12 protein-coding genes are annotated in these 19,581 nt (G+C 43.9%); 9 read left to right on the forward strand and 3 right to left on the reverse strand.

What is annotated here, in order from left to right:
- The first annotated feature begins 6 nt into the window (after positions 1-6).
- Together Q0E19_RS02190 and Q0E19_RS02195 are read left to right on the forward strand one after the other, a co-directional pair.
- Positions 7-1,107, forward strand: a complete 1,101-nt coding sequence (locus tag Q0E19_RS02190) for a GerAB/ArcD/ProY family transporter (RefSeq protein ID WP_294406806.1) — start codon at positions 7-9, stop codon at positions 1,105-1,107.
- Positions 1,091-2,257 (forward strand): Ger(x)C family spore germination C-terminal domain-containing protein, encoded by a 1,167-nt coding sequence (locus Q0E19_RS02195; protein ID WP_294406808.1) that lies wholly within the window; start codon positions 1,091-1,093, stop codon positions 2,255-2,257. Before Q0E19_RS02190 ends, Q0E19_RS02195 begins: the two co-directional genes overlap by 17 nt.
- A 240-nt stretch (positions 2,258-2,497) precedes the next feature.
- Here the strand turns inward: Q0E19_RS02195 and Q0E19_RS02200 are convergent, their stop codons facing one another.
- Complete coding sequence (locus Q0E19_RS02200; RefSeq protein WP_294406809.1) at positions 2,498-3,265, reverse strand: hypothetical protein; 768 nt, start codon at positions 3,263-3,265, stop codon at positions 2,498-2,500.
- Positions 3,266-3,385: 120 nt separating this feature from the next.
- On the reverse strand, positions 3,386-4,918 hold the full coding sequence (locus tag Q0E19_RS02205) for an AAA family ATPase (RefSeq protein WP_294406811.1): 1,533 nt from the start codon (positions 4,916-4,918) through the stop codon (positions 3,386-3,388).
- 535 nt (positions 4,919-5,453) lie between these two features.
- Here Q0E19_RS02205 and Q0E19_RS02210 point away from each other — a divergent pair.
- From Q0E19_RS02210 to Q0E19_RS02225, 4 genes are all read left to right on the forward strand, one after another.
- Positions 5,454-6,671, forward strand: coding sequence for an iron-containing alcohol dehydrogenase (locus Q0E19_RS02210; RefSeq protein WP_294406813.1), 1,218 nt, complete (start codon positions 5,454-5,456; stop codon positions 6,669-6,671).
- Positions 6,672-6,753: 82 nt separating this feature from the next.
- Positions 6,754-8,307 carry a CotH kinase family protein gene (locus Q0E19_RS02215; RefSeq protein ID WP_294406815.1) on the forward strand — a complete coding sequence of 518 codons (1,554 nt, stop codon included), beginning with the start codon at positions 6,754-6,756 and terminating at the stop codon, positions 8,305-8,307.
- A 135-nt stretch (positions 8,308-8,442) separates the two neighbouring features.
- Positions 8,443-9,237: a ZIP family metal transporter gene (locus Q0E19_RS02220; protein ID WP_294406817.1), complete on the forward strand. Its 795-nt coding sequence runs from the start codon at positions 8,443-8,445 to the stop codon at positions 9,235-9,237.
- Between the two features lie 484 nt (positions 9,238-9,721).
- Positions 9,722-11,026, forward strand: coding sequence for an O-acetylhomoserine aminocarboxypropyltransferase/cysteine synthase family protein (locus Q0E19_RS02225; RefSeq protein ID WP_294406819.1), 1,305 nt, complete (start codon positions 9,722-9,724; stop codon positions 11,024-11,026).
- 64 nt (positions 11,027-11,090) lie between these two features.
- On the opposite strand, the gene Q0E19_RS02230 is transcribed toward Q0E19_RS02225, so the two are convergent.
- On the reverse strand, positions 11,091-11,936 hold the full coding sequence (locus Q0E19_RS02230; protein ID WP_294406823.1) for a hypothetical protein: 846 nt from the start codon (positions 11,934-11,936) through the stop codon (positions 11,091-11,093).
- A 259-nt stretch (positions 11,937-12,195) separates the two neighbouring features.
- Here Q0E19_RS02230 and Q0E19_RS02235 point away from each other — a divergent pair, with 259 nt between their 5' ends.
- From Q0E19_RS02235 to Q0E19_RS02245, 3 genes are all read left to right on the forward strand, one after another.
- Positions 12,196-12,861 (forward strand): CopG family transcriptional regulator, encoded by a 666-nt coding sequence (locus tag Q0E19_RS02235; protein WP_294406826.1) that lies wholly within the window; start codon positions 12,196-12,198, stop codon positions 12,859-12,861.
- 58 nt (positions 12,862-12,919) lie between these two features.
- Entirely contained in the window at positions 12,920-15,523 is a 2,604-nt protein-coding gene (clpB, locus tag Q0E19_RS02240; RefSeq protein WP_294406829.1) for an ATP-dependent chaperone ClpB, read from the forward strand.
- A 203-nt stretch (positions 15,524-15,726) separates the two neighbouring features.
- Positions 15,727-19,581 (forward strand): Ig-like domain-containing protein, encoded by a 3,855-nt coding sequence (locus Q0E19_RS02245; protein WP_294406832.1) that lies wholly within the window; start codon positions 15,727-15,729, stop codon positions 19,579-19,581.

Raw genomic sequence — 19,581 nt, forward strand, 5'->3', positions numbered from 1 at the left:
AATACAATGAAAAAAATAAATTCTGTTCAGCTTATAGCTATCCTGCTGTGTTCGAGAGTGTTTTCGCTTATGACATACTTTCCGTACAATTACAGCAATCCCCTTATCTATATGACAGGAATGGCTATCTCGACCATTTTACAGGGACTTGTCGTTCTGCCTGCGGTCATATTCTGTCAGCGTGAATATAACGATAACCCGTGTACGCTGGTGTCCACAAGAAACCGTACTCTGGGGATAATATTTACCCTGCTTTATCTCGGTTGGTTCATATATGCGTCATTTTATACAATAGGTGATTTCGGTTATTATATGGACTATTATTTTACAGGCAACGTTCCGAGAATAATGTCTGTCGCCTGCCTTATCCCTGCGGCAATATATGTGGGGCAGATGAAAATAGGCATCATAGGCAAGACGGCGGTCTATGCAGGGGCAGGATTTCTGCTGCTGACTATAATAGTCCTTGGGGGATCAATGAAGGACCTCCACCTTTTCAACTTCCACCTTGCAGAGGAGAACGTGAACTCTGTTCTGTGGCAGTCAATAAAAGCCGAGTTTCAGCGCAGCGAAAGCCTTATCACATTTGCTTTCCTTATGCCGCAGTACAACCGCAGCAGTGAAAAAGGAACGGAAAAAAGGTCGCCTGCAAAGGTAATATGGATATACCTTACGGCAAAGCTTGTGCTTCTTGAACTTATAATATTCTTTATCACAGTTATTATCGGCGACTTCTCAGCCGTTACAAAGCAGCCGTTCTTCTCACTGGTGTCATATTCCCATACAGAGATAATCGAGCGTTACGACGCACTTTTCCTGTTCGTGTGGGTAATAATAACCGTTGTCAAACTAGCTGTGTATATATATTGCTGCACAAAATGCATAAGCATAATTTACCCGAAAGCAACACATTTTGCATCATCTGCTGTGTCGGCTGTGATACCTGCGGCGGCTGCGCTTTTTATGCTTATCCCATACAAATGGGAAAAGCTTGTCCACGCAGGCCGCAGTGCCGCTGCTATTATCGCACTGACGGCGGTACTGCCTGTGATCGCACTGCTTTTTGCAGGGAAAGGAGGTTTCAGCGCTGGTGAAAAAACGTCATAACGCAAAAATTTATTTTCTTCTGATTATCCTAATAACGGCGGTAATGTTTTCAAATTTCGGCAGCGAGGTAACTATCAGTCAGCGTGCTATCGTCCATGCTATGGGCATAGACAGCTCGGAAAAGGGATATAAGGTCACATTGCAGGTCTTTCATATGTCGGGCGCAGGCGGAGATACTCCCGTTGACGTTAGTCAGCCTAATGTTCAGATAATAACCTGTGAGGGGAAAACGGTCAGCGAGGCGCTTGTTGACGCAAGCAATCAGCTTGGCAAGGAAGTTTTTCTCGGACATCTGCGCATAATATGTTTCGGCAGGGGAATGGATTTTTCACGCCCCGAAGAGCTTTTCCAGTTTGCTCTGAAAGACAAGAACATCTATCTCGGAGTTCAGCTTTGTATGAGCGACTCCACCGCCGCAGAAATAATGAACACTCAGATAGCGTGGGAAACAACTTCTGCGGAAGCCTCCGCAAAGATACTTCAGATCAATGTGAAAAATTCTACAACGCTGGAATGTCAGCTGCTTGACTTCCTCTCCTGCATAAATATGCCGCAGAACATCCCTATGCCCCTTATAGCCGCCGCAAAAACGCAGGAGAATGAGGGCAGCGAAAGCGGTGGAGAAAAGGACGGCGGCAGTGAACAGGGCGGTCAGCAGGACGAACAGATAGTAGTTAAAGGCACTGCACTTATAAAGGACGGCAGACTTCTTGAAGATCATCTTACTCCCGAAGAATCACAGGGGGCGGCTTGGCTTTGCGATAAGGCTGAGAGAGGGTACCTTGTGATAAAGCACAGAGATGAAAATATAAATGTCAAGCTCACCAAAGATAAGACAAAGATACGTCTTGTAAATGAGAACGGCAGGCTTGTATACCGTGTGGAAATAACAGTTGTGGCACATACTACCGTCGATATACGAGGGGCGGAGGAATCCGTTCAGGTGGCTGGCGAGGTAAGCGAAAAGATGAAAAGCATTATGTCCGCCGCCGAAAACAAGGCTCTCCGTGAGAATAAGACGGATATATTCAAAATATGGACGCTGCTGCGGCATAGTTTCCCGAAAAGCTATCTTGAATATCATGACCGCCTTGACGAGATATATGCCGTCACAGATTTTGATATAAAGCTTAAAGTCCGTGTTGAATAAAAGTCAGTGAACTAAGCCGAAACGTGTAGATATTTGACAAAAAACAATTTTTCTAAATTAACGTTTTATGTTCACCTGTTTATCACAAATATAGTTTATTATATAAACATCTCGAAAGAGATAACTTCATATTTTTTCTTCATATATTTTTTCTAAACTTCCTTAAAAGAACCCCCGCAGTGAAAATCTGCGGGGGTTCTTTTGCGTTTATTCTGTTTGCTTTGCTTGTTTTGTCAGTTTTTATCGTGTTATTTCTATTGCGAAAGAGGCTGAACCCCAATAAACTGTTTTTACATCATCGGCATAGATCAGATCCGATTCATCACTGCCGGCAGATTCAAGTTCGCCAAATGTATCGGGGCTGAGAATAACGTCCAGCTTTAAGATCGACCAGTCATCAGGGAGTTCATGTGAAACTGTCTTTGTTTTTGTCTGACCTGGGTCAAGGGAGAGCGAATGCAATACTGTATAGTGTATAAAAGCGGTATTAAGATCGGTTTTATCCGTTAATGCCCAGCTGTCGTAATTCTCAAAAAGGGTACACGGCTCATCTGAGTTATTGACAGTAACGAAAGTAACGTCAATGCAGTTTTCTTCTTCATTTAATTCGTACTCAAAACGTTGACTTATTGCACCGTCCTCAGATATAATGGACTGATCTGTGTCCTTGCGGAAATAAACGACAGGTCTGCCGTCACTTGTAAATTCCTCTCGGTTTTCTTCGGCGGGACGCACAGCAGGCGGTTCATCAAGTCCTCCAGGACCATAGGGGAGATCATCAAAGGTCATAGGGGTGATGTTTTCTGAACTATCCGCCGTTGATACGACATCTTCAGCCTCGGATATGTCCTCAGAACTTTCTGAAACGGAGAAAGAGCTTTCGTCTTTAGCCGTATCAACAGCCGAACTGCTGTCGGAAGTCGGTTTGTCTGCCGCACCGCATGAGGATAAAGCCGCTAAAGCAAAAATGCCTGCAATAGTGATAAAAAGATTTCTTCTAACTTTCATAGCTGATCTCCTTTCAATTAAGTAGATTTTTTGATGCCAAACGTACTATTTGTAAGCGTATACGCTTAGTTCCCCATATTACAGAAGAGGTCCCACGCAGGGACCTCTTCTGTATTTTTATTATTCCTCTCCGCTCTGGAGCAGGCAGTCTGTAAGATTAAGCTCATACATATTGTTGTATGTCGGCGGCTGTGCCGGCTGACCTGCAAACTTGTAGAACTCCTCAGAGCCGTACTTCTTGATGAAGTCGGTGGTGTGGCAGTTTACAGTAAGTTCAGCAAGGAGTTTTTTCATAACGTTGCTGTCGCCGCCGTAAGCAGCCTCAATGAATGTGAACATATTCTTCATTCCGATAAGGGACTGATTTGTAACGTTCTTTGCACCGTTGAGCAGGTTAGTGAATGCATTCTGAATGATGATAGTGCATCTCTGTCTGTTATCTCTTCCCTCGTTGGTACACTTGTCAAGGTAAGCTTCGAGGTTGTGGATTATCCAGTGTTGTATCTTCTTGTTTGAAGGTGAGATTATTCTCGCTCTTATAGCCTTGTCGAGGTTCTTCTGAGTTTCCATGATATGCTCGGAAATTACCTGACGGCAGGAAAGTCCTGCGTTGATCTTAATGAGAACATCTTCCAGCTTAGGGTGGATAAGTCTTATCATCTTTTCCATCTGTATGCATGTTCTCATTGTGTATGTAACGCCGTCCATAAGCAGGTTGAGGAGTGCGATAGCCTCTTCTGTATCAGCCTGAGCGGCTCTGTCAACAGCCTGCTGAGTGATCTGACCGTCGAGGATAGCCTCTGGATCATAGATCTCTCTGAATGCGTTGAACTTTTCATAGAAAGCAAAGAATCCGCCGCTGATATCAGGATCCTGAAGATACTGACCGATGAGTTCGAGAGTTACAGGGATACTGTCCTCTTCATAAAGCTGCATCATCTCAGAGAGGTCTTCCCATGCTCTGGCAGTTACGATCTTGTAGTTGTGTCTGTCCCTTGCGTCGATCTCGTAGTAGTGATCCGGATGAAGCTCAAGATAAGCGATGATAGCAGGGTGAACTCCGCCGTAGTAAGCATATTCCTTCCATACGCCGAAGTCAGGCTGACACTCGACCTTCTTGAAACGGTCCCATGTAACGATATCGAACTCGTTTACAGACTTGTTGAACTCAGGCGGGTTACCTGCGGTAACGAGGACCCATCCCGGCGGGATCTGATGAAGACCGAAGATCTTGTACTGAAGGAACTGGAGCATGATAGGTGCAAGAGTTTCGGAAACGCAGTTGATCTCATCGAGGAAGAGGATACCTTCCTTGATGCCGGTAGCTTCCATTGTATTATAAAGGTTTGCGATGATCTCACTCATTGTATATTCAGAAACCTGAACATCTGCACCGACAAAGTTTCTTGTAACAATTACAGGAAGACCCATGGACGTTTCTCTTGTCTGGTGTGCCATAGAGTAGCTGACAAGGTTGATACCTGTTTCCTGAGCGATCTGCTCCATGATAGCGGTCTTGCCGATACCAGGCGCACCGAGAAGAAATACAGGGCGCTGATGCTCAATGCTGATCCTGTATTCGCCGAACTCATCTTTGATAAGATAAGCTTTTATGGCATTAAGGATCTGCTGTTTTGCGTCTTTTATTGTCATATATCTGACTCCTTTCGGAACATATAAAACCATATAAATATGAATAAGCTGTTCCATAATAATATTTACTTATTAATTATACACTATATCCAAAAATAAGTCAATAGAATATCACACTTTCGTAGCAATGACTTAATTTAGCTTAACTAATATATGCAATTTGCGACAAAGTTCCGAAAGAGATTTCACAAGTTTAATTTATGAACAAATTATTCTGCCGAAAAATTCAGCGGAAAGACGTTTTGAACATAAGAAAAAGCCTGTAAATCAGCACGCTTGTGTATAATGCACTAAACAATGTAGAAATCTTTATGCCTTTTTCCAATTCATAAAGGATATATGTTATGTATATTTAGTGATTTAACAAAATATTAATAAAATATGCTCTAATCGTTCATCGACGTTTTGTATAATAATTTTTAGTAAAAGGTCAAAACCAATGTGCAGATTTTACAATAGAATTACATATCTGCCTGCGGCTGATCTTTTAAAAAACAAGAGATTTTTTATTACAGAATTTTAGGAGGACTTGACAATGGCTAGATTTACTTTACCAAGAGATCTTTATCACGGAAAGGGCGCTTTGGAAAACCTGAAGAACTTCAAGGGCAAGAAAGCGATAATCGTCGTTGGCGGCGGTTCAATGAAGAGAAACGGTTTTCTTCAGAGAGCTGAGGACTATCTTAAAGAAGCAGGTATGGAGGTTAAGCTCCTCGAAGGTGTTGAGCCTGACCCATCAGTAACAACAGTAATGAACGGTGCAAAGGTAATGCTTGATTATGAGCCTGACTGGATCGTAGCAATGGGCGGCGGCTCACCTATCGACGCTGCAAAGGCAATGTGGATCAAGTATGAGTATCCTGACTGCACATTTGAAGATATGTGTAAGGTATTCGGTATCCCAGAGCTGAGAAAGAAAGCACACTTCTGCGCTATTTCTTCAACTTCAGGTACTGCTACTGAGGTAACAGCATTCTCTATCATCACAGACTATGATAAGGGTATAAAGTATCCTATCGCTGACTTCGAGATCACACCTGACGTAGCTATCGTTGACCCTGATCTTGCAGAAACAATGCCTCAGAAGCTTACAGCCCACACTGGTATGGACGCTCTTACACACGCTATCGAAGCTTATGTATCAACAGCTAACTGTGCATACACAGATCCTCTCGCTATCCACGCTATCGAAATGATCCAGAAGGATCTTGTTGATTCTTACAACGGCGATATGGGCGCAAGAGACAGAATGCATGACGCTCAGTGTCTTGCAGGTATGGCATTCTCAAACGCACTGCTTGGTATCGTTCACTCAATGGCTCACAAGACAGGTGCAGCTTTTGCTGACTACGGCGCACACATTATCCACGGCGCTGCAAACGCTATGTATCTGCCAAAGGTAATCGAGTTCAATGCTAAGGACGAAACAGCTAAGAAGAGATACGGCGTTATCGCTGACTATATGCACCTCGGCGGCGCAAATGATGACGAGAAGGTAAAGCTCCTTATCGAATTCGTTCGTGGAATGAACGATAAGCTGAATATCCCACACTGCATCAAGAACTATGGCGCAGACAGCTATCCAACAGAGCAGGGCTTCGTTCCTGAGGAAGTATTCCTTGAAAGACTCCCTGAGATCGCTAAGAACGCTATCGCAGACGCTTGCACAGGCTCAAACCCACGTCAGCCTTCACAGGAAGAGATGGAAAAGCTTCTTAAGTGCTGCTACTACGATACAGAAGTTGATTTCTAATCTGATAATATGTAAATACATAAGCGGTTTCGTTTCTGCGAAGCCGCTTATTTTTTTACCAAAAGGTACAAGAGGTTTTAGTATGAAGAATTTTGATAATGCAAAAAGGCTGGCGGCTTTGACTGCCGCTCTGGTAATGTGTATGACGGCTTTGTGCGGCTGTTCGGAAAAGACCGACAGCAGCTCCAAAAGTTCAAAGACAGCGGAAAACAGCTCTGCTGTAAGCTCCGAGCCTGAGAAAGAGCCGATAGTCACCCTGCCTGTTGGGGAAAAGCAGGTGATAAACGAAACGCCCGTAAGTTATGAAAGCTTTGGTATGGACAAGGCGGAAAAGGAAGATTTCAAAAATTCCGTCAAGGAGAAAACGCAGATCCCTGTCATAAGCATAACTACGAATGACGAGGATATCGTCAGTCTTGAAAAATACGTTTCCTGCGTGGTAGATGTTTTCAATACTGACGGAGCAGATATTGACGAGGCGTCGGCAGGCATAAAGGTAAGGGGAAATTCCAGCGCATATTACGGCGACGTAAATCAGATACTGCATAATCAAGTGCCATACCGTATAAAGTTCGATAAAAAGACTAATATGCTCGGATTGAATGACGGCGCAGAGTGCAGAAGCTGGGTGCTGCTGAAATCCGACTGGGATCTTATAAGAAATGATATTGCTTTCCGTTTCGGCAGACGCATTATGCAGGGCGATGATAATTTCTGCTCTGACGCTCAGCTTGTTCACGTTTATGTAAATGAGGAATTTAAGGGCATCTATCTCCTTTGCGAGCAGAGTCAGATAAATTCTTCAAGAGTTGATATCTCCGAGCCTGAGGAAGGATACACAGGCAATGATATAGGATATTATCTTGAACTTGACAACTATGCTGACAGAGAGGAGACCAACCATTATATAACAATGGATTATGAGCAGGCAACTGTTACCGACCTTGAGGGAACGAAAAGACAGTTTGTCCCTGCGGATTATTCTATCAAAAACGATCTTTATACTCAAAATCAGATAGACTTCATAGACAAGTATATGAACAACCTTTTCAAGATAGTCTATGAGGCTTGCGAGAACGGAAAATTCTATGAGTTCGATGAAAATTATGATCTGAAAGAAAGCAGCTTTACCACAGCGGAGGAAACCGTCAGTGCGGTCATGGATATACAGTCGGTGGTTGACGTTTATATGCTGTATGAGATAGTTCATGACTATGACTGCGGCGAGGGAAGTTTCTTTATGTGCGTGGATTTTTCAAAGGACAGCAAATGCCCTAAGCTGAAATTCACATCACCATGGGATTTCAACTGGGCATACAATGACAGCACAGAACAGTACCACGCAGCGACTTTTGCAGATCAGAGCTTTGTAGATCAGAACGGCGACAGATCAAACCCTTGGTTCATTATACTTATGAAACAGGATTGGTTTGTAAACTGCGTAAAGGAAAAATGGACAGCGCTCAAAGCGGATAATGCTTTGCAGGGCTGCATAGATGAAGAGGTCGCATATCTTGAAAAGTATAAAAATGACCTCAACAAAACTGACGAATGGGCAACGGAGAGTGCGGACAAGCTCCTTGACTGGATAAGAAACAGACTGTACTTCCTTAACGGCGAATGGCTCATCAAATAATATGCGATACATAAGCGGACGGCTGAGATATTTTCAGCTGTCCGCTTTAACATTTTTCAGATACTGTCATAGTATGATATCAGAGCCTGATACACATAGGCTGTAAAGTCAGAAAAACGAAAGGACATATTATCTATGACAGATCTTACAGGATTAATGTGGGCGGCGGGAGGAACAGGCTTCACCTTTCTTATGACCGTTCTCGGAGCGTCCGTTGTATTTTTTATGAAAAAGGACGGCAGCGAAACTACTCAGAAAGCATTTTTAGGCTTTGCGGCAGGGGTAATGATCGCTGCGTCAGTATGGAGTCTGCTTATCCCTGCCATTGATGCGGCTGAAAAGCTTGGCAAGATAGGCTGGATACCTGCAGCAGGAGGTTTTGCCCTTGGAGTGATATTCCTAATGGGACTCGACAAGCTTATGCCGTATTTTCACCCTGAGCCAGACCGACAGGAGGGCGTAAAAAAGGGATTGAAACATTCCGCTATGCTTGTGTTCGCCATAACTCTCCATAATATCCCCGAGGGAATGGCGGTAGGTCTTGCGTTTGCTTTGGCGGCACAGGACAACAATTCCGTGCTGCTTGCGTCCGCTATCGCATTGGCGGTGGGAATGGGAATACAGAACTTCCCTGAGGGCGCAGCCATAGCAATGCCTGTGCGGCAGTCTGGTGCAGGCAGAGGGAAAGCTTTTCTCTGCGGAGCAGCGTCGGGGTTAGTCGAGCCTGTATTCGGCATACTGACTGTTCTGATAGCAGGCACGGTGCAGGTCATTCTCCCATGGCTGCTTGCGTTCGCCGCAGGGGCAATGCTTTATGTGGTGGTCGAAGAACTTATCCCCGAAGCTCACCTCGGCAGGTCAAGTGTTGGAACTATCGGTGTAATGGCAGGCTTTGTGCTGATGATGATACTTGACGTGGCATTGGGGTAAAAATAGTAAAATAGAAAATATAAACGGCTTTATGCGGTGCTGACCATAAAAATGCAGGAGGTAAATTCTCCTGCATTTTTTGTATTATATGTATGCGTTTGTGCAAAATCACAATAAAACGGCTGTATACAAGGCTCTTGGTGTCAAAATCAACAAATATCCTAAAAAGTGTTGACAGGAGGGTAAATTTGTGATATTATAAACTCACAGCAATAAACCTAGTATTTATCTAGGAATAATAAGAATTAAATCAAAAGCAGAAATTTAAAGGATTTGATTCAAAAAACTATGAAAGGAATGGATTTAAAAATGACCAAAAGTTTTAAATGTGCCAGCCTTAAGTTTTTGAAAAGCTCACGAATGTGCAGCTGTAATGATATGCGAATGTGTAGATGCACAGTTTGCTGAACAAGATCTGAATAACTTGAAAACAAAAAATAGAAGAAAATTTGATATCATATAATAATGAAAGAGGTAATTTAAAATGAGTACAATAAATGAAAGAAACTATAAGTTTGAAACACTTCAGCTCCACGTTGGTCAGGAAAATGCTGACCCTGTAACAGACGCAAGAGCAGTTCCGATCTATCAGACATCATCATTCGTTTTCCATAATTCTCAGCACGCTGCCGACAGATTTGCTCTTAGAGATGCAGGAAATATCTACGGCAGACTTACAAACCCAACTGAGGATATCTTCGAGCAGAGAATAGCTAAGCTTGAGGGCGGCGTTGCAGCTCTTGCAGTTTCATCTGGTGCAGCTGCTGTTACATACGCTATCCAGAACGTTGCTCTCGCAGGCGATCATATCGTTGCCGCTCAGAACATCTACGGCGGTACATATAACCTCCTCGCTCACACTCTCGTTGATTACGGCGTAACAACAACATTCGTTGATCCGCTTGATCCAAGCAACTTTGAAAAGGCTATAAAGGACAACACAAAGGCTCTCTACATCGAAACTCTCGGAAATCCAAACTCTGACGTAGTTGATATCGAGGCTATCGCAAAGATCGCTCACGCACATAAGATCCCTCTTATCGTTGACAGCACATTTGCTACTCCTTACCTTGTAAGACCTATCGAGTACGGCGCAGATATCGTTGTTCATTCTGCAACAAAGTTCATCGGCGGTCACGGCACAACTATCGGCGGCGTTATCGTAGACGGAGGAAACTTTGACTGGAAGGCTTCCGGCAAGTTCCCACAGCTCACAGAGCCAAACCCAAGCTATCACGGAATAAGCTTTGCTGATGCAGCAGGCCCTGCCGCATTCGTTACAAGAATAAGAGCTATCCTCCTCAGAGATACAGGCGCAACACTTTCACCTCTCCACGCTTTCATCTTCCTTCAGGGACTTGAAACACTCTCACTCAGAGTTGAAAGACACGTTGAGAACGCACTGAAGGTAGTAAAGTATCTTAACGAAAATCCGCTTGTTGAAAAGGTTCACCACCCATCTATCTCAGAAGATCCTGAGCAGCAGCGCCTTTACAAGAAGTATTTCCCTAACGGCGGCGGCTCTATCTTCACATTCGAGATCAAGGGCGACGACAAGACAGCACAGAAGTTCATCGACAACCTCAAGCTGTTCTCACTCCTTGCTAACGTAGCAGACGTTAAGTCGCTCGTTATCCACCCTGCATCTACTACACACGCAGAGCTTAACGCAGAGGAACAGGCTGCACAGGGTATTTATCCTAACACTATCAGACTTTCTATCGGTACTGAGCATATCGACGATATCATCTTCGATCTTGAAGAGGCATTCAAGGCTATACAGGAATAATAAAAGCAATATAGTACAATATAGTAAATTTCAAGGGACTGCAAACGCAGTCCCTTTTTGTGCTTTAAAGGATACCTGCTAACTGAAAACCTACTATGCCTGCGATACAAATTATGCTGCCTGCAAGACTGAGTTTTGAATATTTCTCGTGCCTTGCAAGACCGATAGCGAACAGGGCAATAAGTATCATCGGCTGGATAAAGGAGTAATTTGCAAGGCTTATGGAAATAACGGCATTTTCAAGAAGCAGACCTGCAACGTTCGGTATCTTTGTCAAGACTACAACAGCCATACCCTTTTTGTTCTTGCGGAATATCTCCACAGGCTTTGCGCTGGGGATAAGTATTATCGTGAGTATTATCAGCGCCCAGAAAAGCTGCATAGTTGAGGAAATGTAAGGCGTAAAAGCTTTTATCACAAGTCCGTAGCCGTATTTTACACCGAGATAAACTATAAGCGGGAGAATTATCTTCTTGTAGTTTATGCTCTCTTTTCTGCCCGACTGTGCAATAAGCACAAGACCTGCGACCGTTACTGCGATAAATAAAAATCTGAGTATGCTGGGAGATGCGCCGTAGATTATGTCCGTTATGTATGAAACGAAAAGGGTTATGCCGAGCCATGCCTTGACTTCAAAGGCGGAAAGCTCTTCAAGTACTCTTGCGCCCATCTGAAATTCAAGCATCTTTGACGTTGCTATCAGTCCGATAGCGAGAAAAGATTGAAAACAGAATTTAAAGCTCAGATCCTGAAAAGGCAGGCAGAAAAGCATAAAAAATGATGTTGCCGCCGCCATAAGGAACGTTACTTCACTTCCGTTGAATTTTGCGGTGCTGACCGCATATTTGTCGCTGAGTGAGCAAATAGTATAACAAGCGACCACGCTCAGCATCATTATTATAACTGTCAAATCTTATTCCCCATTCCTATACTTTCAATAAAAATTCATTAAAAACATTAAACAGCTTATATTTTATCATCATATATTGTGCGATTCAATGTATATTTTGTAAATTTGTACAAATTGGGATATCAAAAGAAATTTAAGGTTGTGTAAATATATAATTCGTGATTAAAATTATATAATCCTATTGACAAGTTATATAATCGGTGGTATAATGTAAACAATGAAAAAGAACAGGAGTTACCCGATGAAGAGGTGAAATAAAATGAACAAAAGTGTTTACAGTATAGTGCTTGCGGACGAGGTAGTGGACGCAATAGACCGAATGGCTTATTCCATGAACACAAGCCGTTCAAATCTTATAAATCAGATATTGGCGGAGCGTGTCAGCTTGCAAACACCGGAAATGAGAATGAGGGGCATTTTTTCAGCTATCCAGCAGCTTGCTGATCCGAGGTTTCAGTTTCTTGCTCAGCCGTCGGACGCTATGATCTCACTGAAAAGTCCTATACGATATAAATATAAGCCGACACTGAGATACAGCATCGAACTCAGCCGCAATTTCGGCGGAAAGGTCGGCAGACTTAAAGTTCAGTTCAGAACTCAAAGCACACAGCTTATAAGTGCGGCGGAAAGCTTTTTCGATATATGGTATAAGATAGAAAGCAAGTATCTTGCCAAGCTGTTCACGAAGGGAGTTCCCGCAAAGGCGGCGGACGGAAAGTATGTGAGAGATTTCTATTCGCCAGCCGCAGACGAGCTTTCGGACGATCAGATAGCGGCGGCTATCGTTGAATATATCCAGCTTACCGATAAGTGCGTTCAGCTTTATTTTGACGGACTTTCGCAGGGAATGCAGGAGATAGAAAATACAGCACAGATAGAAAAAAATTATGCCGCATACCTTAAAAAAGGTGTGCCTGTGCTTTAATATAGATAGTATAGAACAAAAGAACCATGACAGCAATGCATAAAAAGGAGGTTTTATTATGAACTTTCAGAAATTTACACAGAAATCTATCGAAGCCGTACAGGAGGCACAGTCCATTGCGGCGAGATATTCAAATCAGGCAGTTGATGAGGAGCATCTGCTCTGCGCTCTTTGCAGTGATGAAAGCGGACTTATCCCTCAGCTGCTGACAAAAATGAACGTCCCTGCGGACGGCTTTAAGAATGCGCTTATGAATGCTGTTGACAAGCTGCCTAAGGTAACTGTCGGCGGAAGAGCGCAGGGACAGGTCTACATCTCATCAGAGCTTGACCGTGCTCTCGCTGAGGCTGAGTCGGAAGCAGGAAGAATGAAAGATGAGTTTGTATCTGTCGAGCATATCTTTATGGGTATACTTGACTGCCCGAACAAGGCGGTAGGAGAGATACTGAAAACTTTCGGCATCAAAAAGACCGAGTTCCTTAAAGTGCTTAAAAGCGTAAGAGGAAACGCAAAGGTAACGAGCCAGAACCCTGAGGAAACCTATGACGTGCTTAAAAAGTACGGTCAGGATCTTGTGGAGCTGGCAAGACAGAATAAGCTTGATCCTGTTATCGGCAGGGACAGCGAGATAAGAAATGTTATAAGGATACTTTCCCGTAAGACAAAGAACAACCCTGTGCTTATCGGTGAACCTGGTGTTGGTAAAACCGCAGTCGCAGAGGGACTTGCTCAGCGTATCGTAAGCGGAGATGTTCCGGACAGCCTGAAGGACAGACAGGTGTTCTCACTTGATATGGGTTCGCTTATCGCAGGCGCAAAGTACAGAGGCGAATTTGAGGAACGTTTCAAGGCAGTAGTTGAGGAAATAAAGAAGTCTGAGGGCAAGATAATCCTGTTCATAGATGAGCTGCATACTATCGTCGGCGCAGGAAAATCCGACGGCGCAATGGACGCAGGCAACCTGCTTAAACCTATGCTTGCAAGGGGCGAGCTGCACTGTATCGGCGCAACTACCCTTAACGAGTACAGACAGTATATCGAAAAGGACGCTGCCCTTGAAAGACGTTTCCAGCCTGTAATGGTAGACGAGCCGTCTGTTGAGGATACTATCTCTATACTGAGAGGTCTGAAAGAGCGTTACGAGGTATTCCATGGCGTAAAGATACAGGATCAGGCACTTATTACAGCAGCCGTTCTGTCGGACAGATATATCACAGACAGATTTCTGCCTGATAAGGCTATCGACCTTGTGGACGAAGCCTGCGCACTTATCCGTACTGAAATGGACTCAATGCCGACAGAGCTTGATGAGATAAGACGTAAGATACTCCAGCACGAAATAGAGGAAACTGTTCTTAAAAAGGAAAAGGATAAGCTTGCTGAGGAACATCTGAAAGAGGTCCAGAAGGAGCTTTCTGAAATGAGAGAGCAGTTCAACGCTATGAAGGCAAAGTGGGAGAACGAAAAGAACGCTATCTCAAAAGTTCAGAAACTGAGGGAAGAGATAGAGGAATGCTCAAAGGAGATAAAGCAGGCTGAAAGAGATTACAACCTTAATAAGCTTGCAGAGCTTAAATACGGTAAGCTTGCCGACCTCCAGAAACAGCTTGAAGAGGAAGAGCATAATGCAGAACAGTCTGCCCACAAGAACACCCTGCTCAGAGATAAGGTAACAGAGGAAGAGATCGCAAAGATAATCTGCCGCTGGACAGGTATCCCTGTGGCAAAGCTTATGGAGGGCGAAAGGGAAAAGCTCCTCAGACTGGAAGATATCCTCCACGAAAGAGTTATCGGACAGAACGAGGCGGTCGAAAAGGTATCTGAGGCTATACTCCGTTCAAGAGCGGGCATCGCAAATCCTGACCAGCCTATCGGTTCGTTCCTGTTCTTAGGTCCTACGGGCGTAGGTAAGACAGAGCTTGCAAAAACTCTTGCGCAGGCGTTGTTTGACGATGAGAACAACATCGTAAGAATAGATATGTCGGAATACATGGAGAAATTCAGCGTATCAAGACTGATCGGAGCGCCTCCGGGATATGTCGGCTATGAAGAGGGCGGTCAGCTTACCGAGGCGGTAAGAAGAAAGCCGTACAGCGTCGTACTTCTCGATGAGATAGAAAAGGCTCACCCCGATGTGTTCAATATCCTGCTTCAGGTACTTGACGACGGCAGAATAACCGACTCACAGGGCAGAACGGTAGATTTCAAGAACACTGTCATCATACTGACTTCAAACTTAGGTTCGCCTTATATTCTTGACGGTATCGGCGATGACGGAGAGATAAAGCCTGAGGCTAAAAAACAGGTCGAGGCTCTGCTCAGACAGCAGTTCAGACCTGAGTTTCTCAACAGACTTGATGAGATAATCTACTACAAGCCGCTTATGAAGACAGAGATCTACAAGATCGTCGATCTTATGCTCAAGAGCCTTGAACAAAGACTTGAGGACAAGCATCTTAAAATAGAGGTAACAGACAGAGCGAAAGAGGCTATCGTCGAGCAGGGCTATGACGTAAGCTTCGGTGCAAGACCGCTCAGAAGATTTATTCAGAGCAGAGTCGAAACACTTATCGCAAAGAAGATAATAGCTGACGATCCAGCCCCTGATACTGTGATGAAAGTCGATTACGCAGACGGAAAATTCAGCGTTGAAAATGTATGATTTTATATGCCGCACAGCCGAAAAATGCTGTGCGGCTTTTTCTATGAATAAATTGCTATTATTGTGACAATTATGTGAAAAAATATTGATGATTTATATTGACAAAGGGCTTTCCGGGTGATATAATGATATTGACCGAAAGAATTTTCTGACATTTGCAGAAGCCATATTTCGGAAAAAATAAAATCAAAAAGGAGGAGAAAATGATGTTGAAAAGCGCTAAAAAAGCCACAGCCTTTGTGACCTCGTTCATGATGATGTTCACAGGCGGTCTGGCTGAAACACTGGCGGCTATTTCGGCGTCTGCTGCCAATGCGTCAACGATGTATATATACGACGAAAAGGGCAATGATATTTCATCAAACCCTATAATATATCTTGACAATTCAACATACGGCGGCGGAAAGACTTCAACAACAGTCAAGGTTGCGGTAGACAGTCCGGAGGACACTATCGTCTATGCGACCGACTCAGCGTCAAGCAAGATCATCGGTATCGAGCCTGAGTATCTCGGTAACGGAGAAGTAAAGCTTACTCTTGACGCAGCGTATGACAAGACAGCAAGACCTAATGACGGTACAGCAAAGGTCACTCTTACTACTTCGAGCGGTGAGGTTTACAGAAACCTTACGGTAGTAGCGTATAACCCTGCAAACTGTCTTACTATGAAGTACGGCGACACAGAGCTTTTTACAGACGAAAAGGGCAAGCACAGCTGTACGGAAACTACGGTAGGCGTACTTGCAGTTGCAAACCACAAATATCAGTTCACAGGACAGGCTGAGGCTAAGTCCACAGCTAACTCAAAGGCTTCTACCGATCAGGTGGAGTATGAGATAGTTGACGGTGTATATAATGGCTCAGGCACGAAGCCAGCTGTTTCTGATAAGGCTGAAATCGATGACAGCGGTCTGTTCACACCTAAGAAGAACGGTACTGTAACAGTTATCGCTAAGTTCAAGCCTACTGAAACTTCTAAGAGAGAAAAGGCAGAATATGTTCCTAAGTATATTCAGGTAATAATCATCAAGGAAAATCCTGCTACTGCACTTAAGTTCAACAACCCTGTTGAGGCACTTGGCATCGGCGAAACATATCAGCTGGATCTTGAAAAGACTCCTACATATGAATCCGACACAGGCGCAACAGACGTTATCACATGGACTTCAAGCAACGAGAAGGTGCTTACTGTTGACGACAAGGGTCTTGTTACAGCAGTAGGAAAGGGTACAGCTACCATTATGGCAAAGGCTGAAAACGATACAGTTTTCACAGCCTGCGACATCAGCGTTATAACAAAGGCAACTTCTATCGCTATCACACCTTCACCAACATCTACAAGAGTTAGCGTAGGTACAGAGCTTACTGCAACAATGAGCCCTGCAACAGCAAATGATGAACTCGTTTGGACATCTTCCGATGAGAGCATCGCTTCTGTAAGAGTTACAAACTCAGGCAAGGACGAAAATGTTCAGAAGGCAATTATCACAGGTAAGAAGAAGGGTACAGCTGTTATTACAGTAAAGGCTAAGAACTCAAATGTTGAGGCTAAGTGTACAGTTACTGTAACAGACAGGATCGCTTCTGACAACCTTACTGTTTCATATGCAAAGGGCGACGAGGTTGTAAATGTTGCTCCTGACGGAACAGTTGATCTTTACACACTCAATGATATAACATTCGATGCAGTTCTTAAAGCTGACGATGGTTCAACTCCAGACGACGAGATCGTATGGCAGGTGCTGAACAATGAGAATGATTATATTACTATAAATAAGAAAGACAACAAGAGCATCAGCATTCATGCTGCATCACCAGGAACAGTTACACTTAAGGCTTCTTCAAGTGCGAACAGCGCTATCAGCCAGACTTTCAAGGTAACAGTTCTTAAAGCCTGCGATAAGGCGGTCATCAAGGATGTTGCTACCGAAAAGGCTTGCACAGGCAAATCCCTCAACGTTGGCAACACACTTGGTCTTACGGTAGATTACACTATCGAAGGCAACTATCCATACAACCATGACGATGTTCTCAGCTATTGGGAATCAAGCGATGACAAGATCGCAACAGTAAACTCAAAGGGTGTAGTTACAGCCGTTTCAAACGGTACAGCAAGGATCACTGCTTACTCTGCTTCAGGCAAGAAGGTAATGACTTCTATAACTGTATTTACAACATCAAGCGTTACTATCAGCGGCGTTACCGCTTCACCTGACGGATCATCACTCCCGTCAACAACTATCGCACTTGCAAAGGACGGCACAGGAAAGAGAACAATGGGCCGTGTTGTAAGAAATCAGAACAACCAGTCTGTAAGCAACTGTGACGTTGTATGGCTCTCATCAAATTCTGATGTTGCTACTATCGACAACAGCGGTGTTGTAACAGCTCACGATGTAGGCGTTACAACTATCACACTCAGATCCGGTTCAAAGTCTGAAAGCTGTCTGCTCTATGTTACATATGCAGCAACAAACTTCACTATCGACGCAATTCCGGATCAGGTTTATTCACCTCTTGCACAGGAATATGTTCCGCTCCCTGTTGTTACTATCCCTGCAATGAACAAGGAACTCGTTAAGGACGTTGACTACACTATCGAGTATGTAAACAACACAAAGGTCGGTACTGCAACTGTCAAGATCGCAGGTATCGATCCTTACACAAGCACAAAGTCTGTTACATTCAAGATCGTAAAAAGACCTCTTACAGATGCAGCTGTCGTAGTAGATACTATCGACGATCAGCAGTACACAGGTACAGCTATCACTCCTGAGCCAGTTGTAAAGTGTCAGGGCGTTATCCTCAAGAAGGGTACAGACTACACTGTAAGATACTCAAACAACACAAAGGTAGGTACTGCAACAGTAACTATCACAGGTGCAGGCAACTACACAGGCAGCACAGCGGTTTCATTTGATATCAAGTGCGCACACAAGAACTCAAAGGTAACTATCACTAAGGAAGCTACCTGCGAAGAGGACGGCTCAGCAGTTTACGACTGCTCCGACTGCAAGCAGAAGGTAACAGAAGTTATCCCTAAGCTTGGTCACAATGTAACTTCATACACAGTTACAAAGCAGCCTACACTCACAGCAGCAGGCACAAAGACAGGCAAGTGTACAAGATGCGGAAAGACAGTTTCAGTTTCTATTCCTAAGCTCGTAAACATCTCATCCGCAACAGTTACACTTTCTGCTCAGTCATATGCTTACACAGGCACAGCTAAAAAGCCTTCCGTTACAGTTAAGCTCAACGGTACAACACTTAAGTCAGGTACAGATTACACTGTTTCCTACAAGAACAACACAAATGCCGGTACAGCTACCGTTACTGTTACAGGTAAGGGCGCTTACGGCGGAAAAGCTTCAAAGAACTTCGCTATCACAGCCGCTTCACTTTCAAACTTCACAATCACAGTAGGAAACGGCTCAGGTACAGAGTTCTTCAGAGGCACAAGAATAAAGCCTGTTGTAAAGGTAACAAACGGAACAACAGTTATCCCTTCAACAAACTACACAGTAGTATATCTCAACAACCTTTCTGTTGGCACAGCAACTGTTAAGATCACAGGTAAGAATGGTCTTAAGGGTACTGTAACAAAGACATTCGATATCGTACAGCGTTCTATCGCTAACTGCGACGTTGAATTTGAGTATGCAAAGTACTATTTCACAGGCGCAAGACTTAAGCCTAACTTCAAGGTTTACTGCAACGGCGTTGAAATGTACAGCGGAAACTACACAGCAGTTTACTCAAATAACCTGACAGCAGGTACAGCTACTGTTACTCTCACAGGTATGAAGAACCTTAAGGGTACTGTTACAAAGACCTTTAAGATCCTCCCACGTTCAGTATCAGGCTGCACAGTAAATCTCACAAAGAATACTTCAAACAAGTATAAGCCAAACGTAAGCGTAGCATACTACGGCAGAGAGATCTACAGCGGAAACTATACAGTTTCATACTCAGCTGTAAAGAACGGACAGGTAACTGTTAAGATCACAGGTAAGAACAGCCTTTCAGGTACTGTTACAAAGACATATACAGTTTCATAA

This window comes from uncultured Ruminococcus sp. (genome assembly GCF_934476685.1).
In the GTDB taxonomy this organism is placed as follows: domain Bacteria; phylum Bacillota; class Clostridia; order Oscillospirales; family Ruminococcaceae; genus Hominimerdicola.

Coding starts and splice junctions, on each gene's coding strand:
- Q0E19_RS02245 (WP_294406832.1), top strand. CDS start 15,727: ATGATGTTGAAAAGCGCTAAAAAAGCCACAGCCTTTGTGACCTCGTTC.
- Q0E19_RS02215 (WP_294406815.1), top strand. CDS start 6,754: ATGAAGAATTTTGATAATGCAAAAAGGCTGGCGGCTTTGACTGCCGCT.
- Q0E19_RS02220 (WP_294406817.1), top strand. CDS start 8,443: ATGACAGATCTTACAGGATTAATGTGGGCGGCGGGAGGAACAGGCTTC.
- Q0E19_RS02205 (WP_294406811.1), bottom strand. CDS start 4,918: ATGACAATAAAAGACGCAAAACAGCAGATCCTTAATGCCATAAAAGCT.
- Q0E19_RS02235 (WP_294406826.1), top strand. CDS start 12,196: ATGAACAAAAGTGTTTACAGTATAGTGCTTGCGGACGAGGTAGTGGAC.
- clpB (WP_294406829.1), top strand. CDS start 12,920: ATGAACTTTCAGAAATTTACACAGAAATCTATCGAAGCCGTACAGGAG.
- Q0E19_RS02190 (WP_294406806.1), top strand. CDS start 7: ATGAAAAAAATAAATTCTGTTCAGCTTATAGCTATCCTGCTGTGTTCG.
- Q0E19_RS02210 (WP_294406813.1), top strand. CDS start 5,454: ATGGCTAGATTTACTTTACCAAGAGATCTTTATCACGGAAAGGGCGCT.
- Q0E19_RS02225 (WP_294406819.1), top strand. CDS start 9,722: ATGAGTACAATAAATGAAAGAAACTATAAGTTTGAAACACTTCAGCTC.
- Q0E19_RS02200 (WP_294406809.1), bottom strand. CDS start 3,265: ATGAAAGTTAGAAGAAATCTTTTTATCACTATTGCAGGCATTTTTGCT.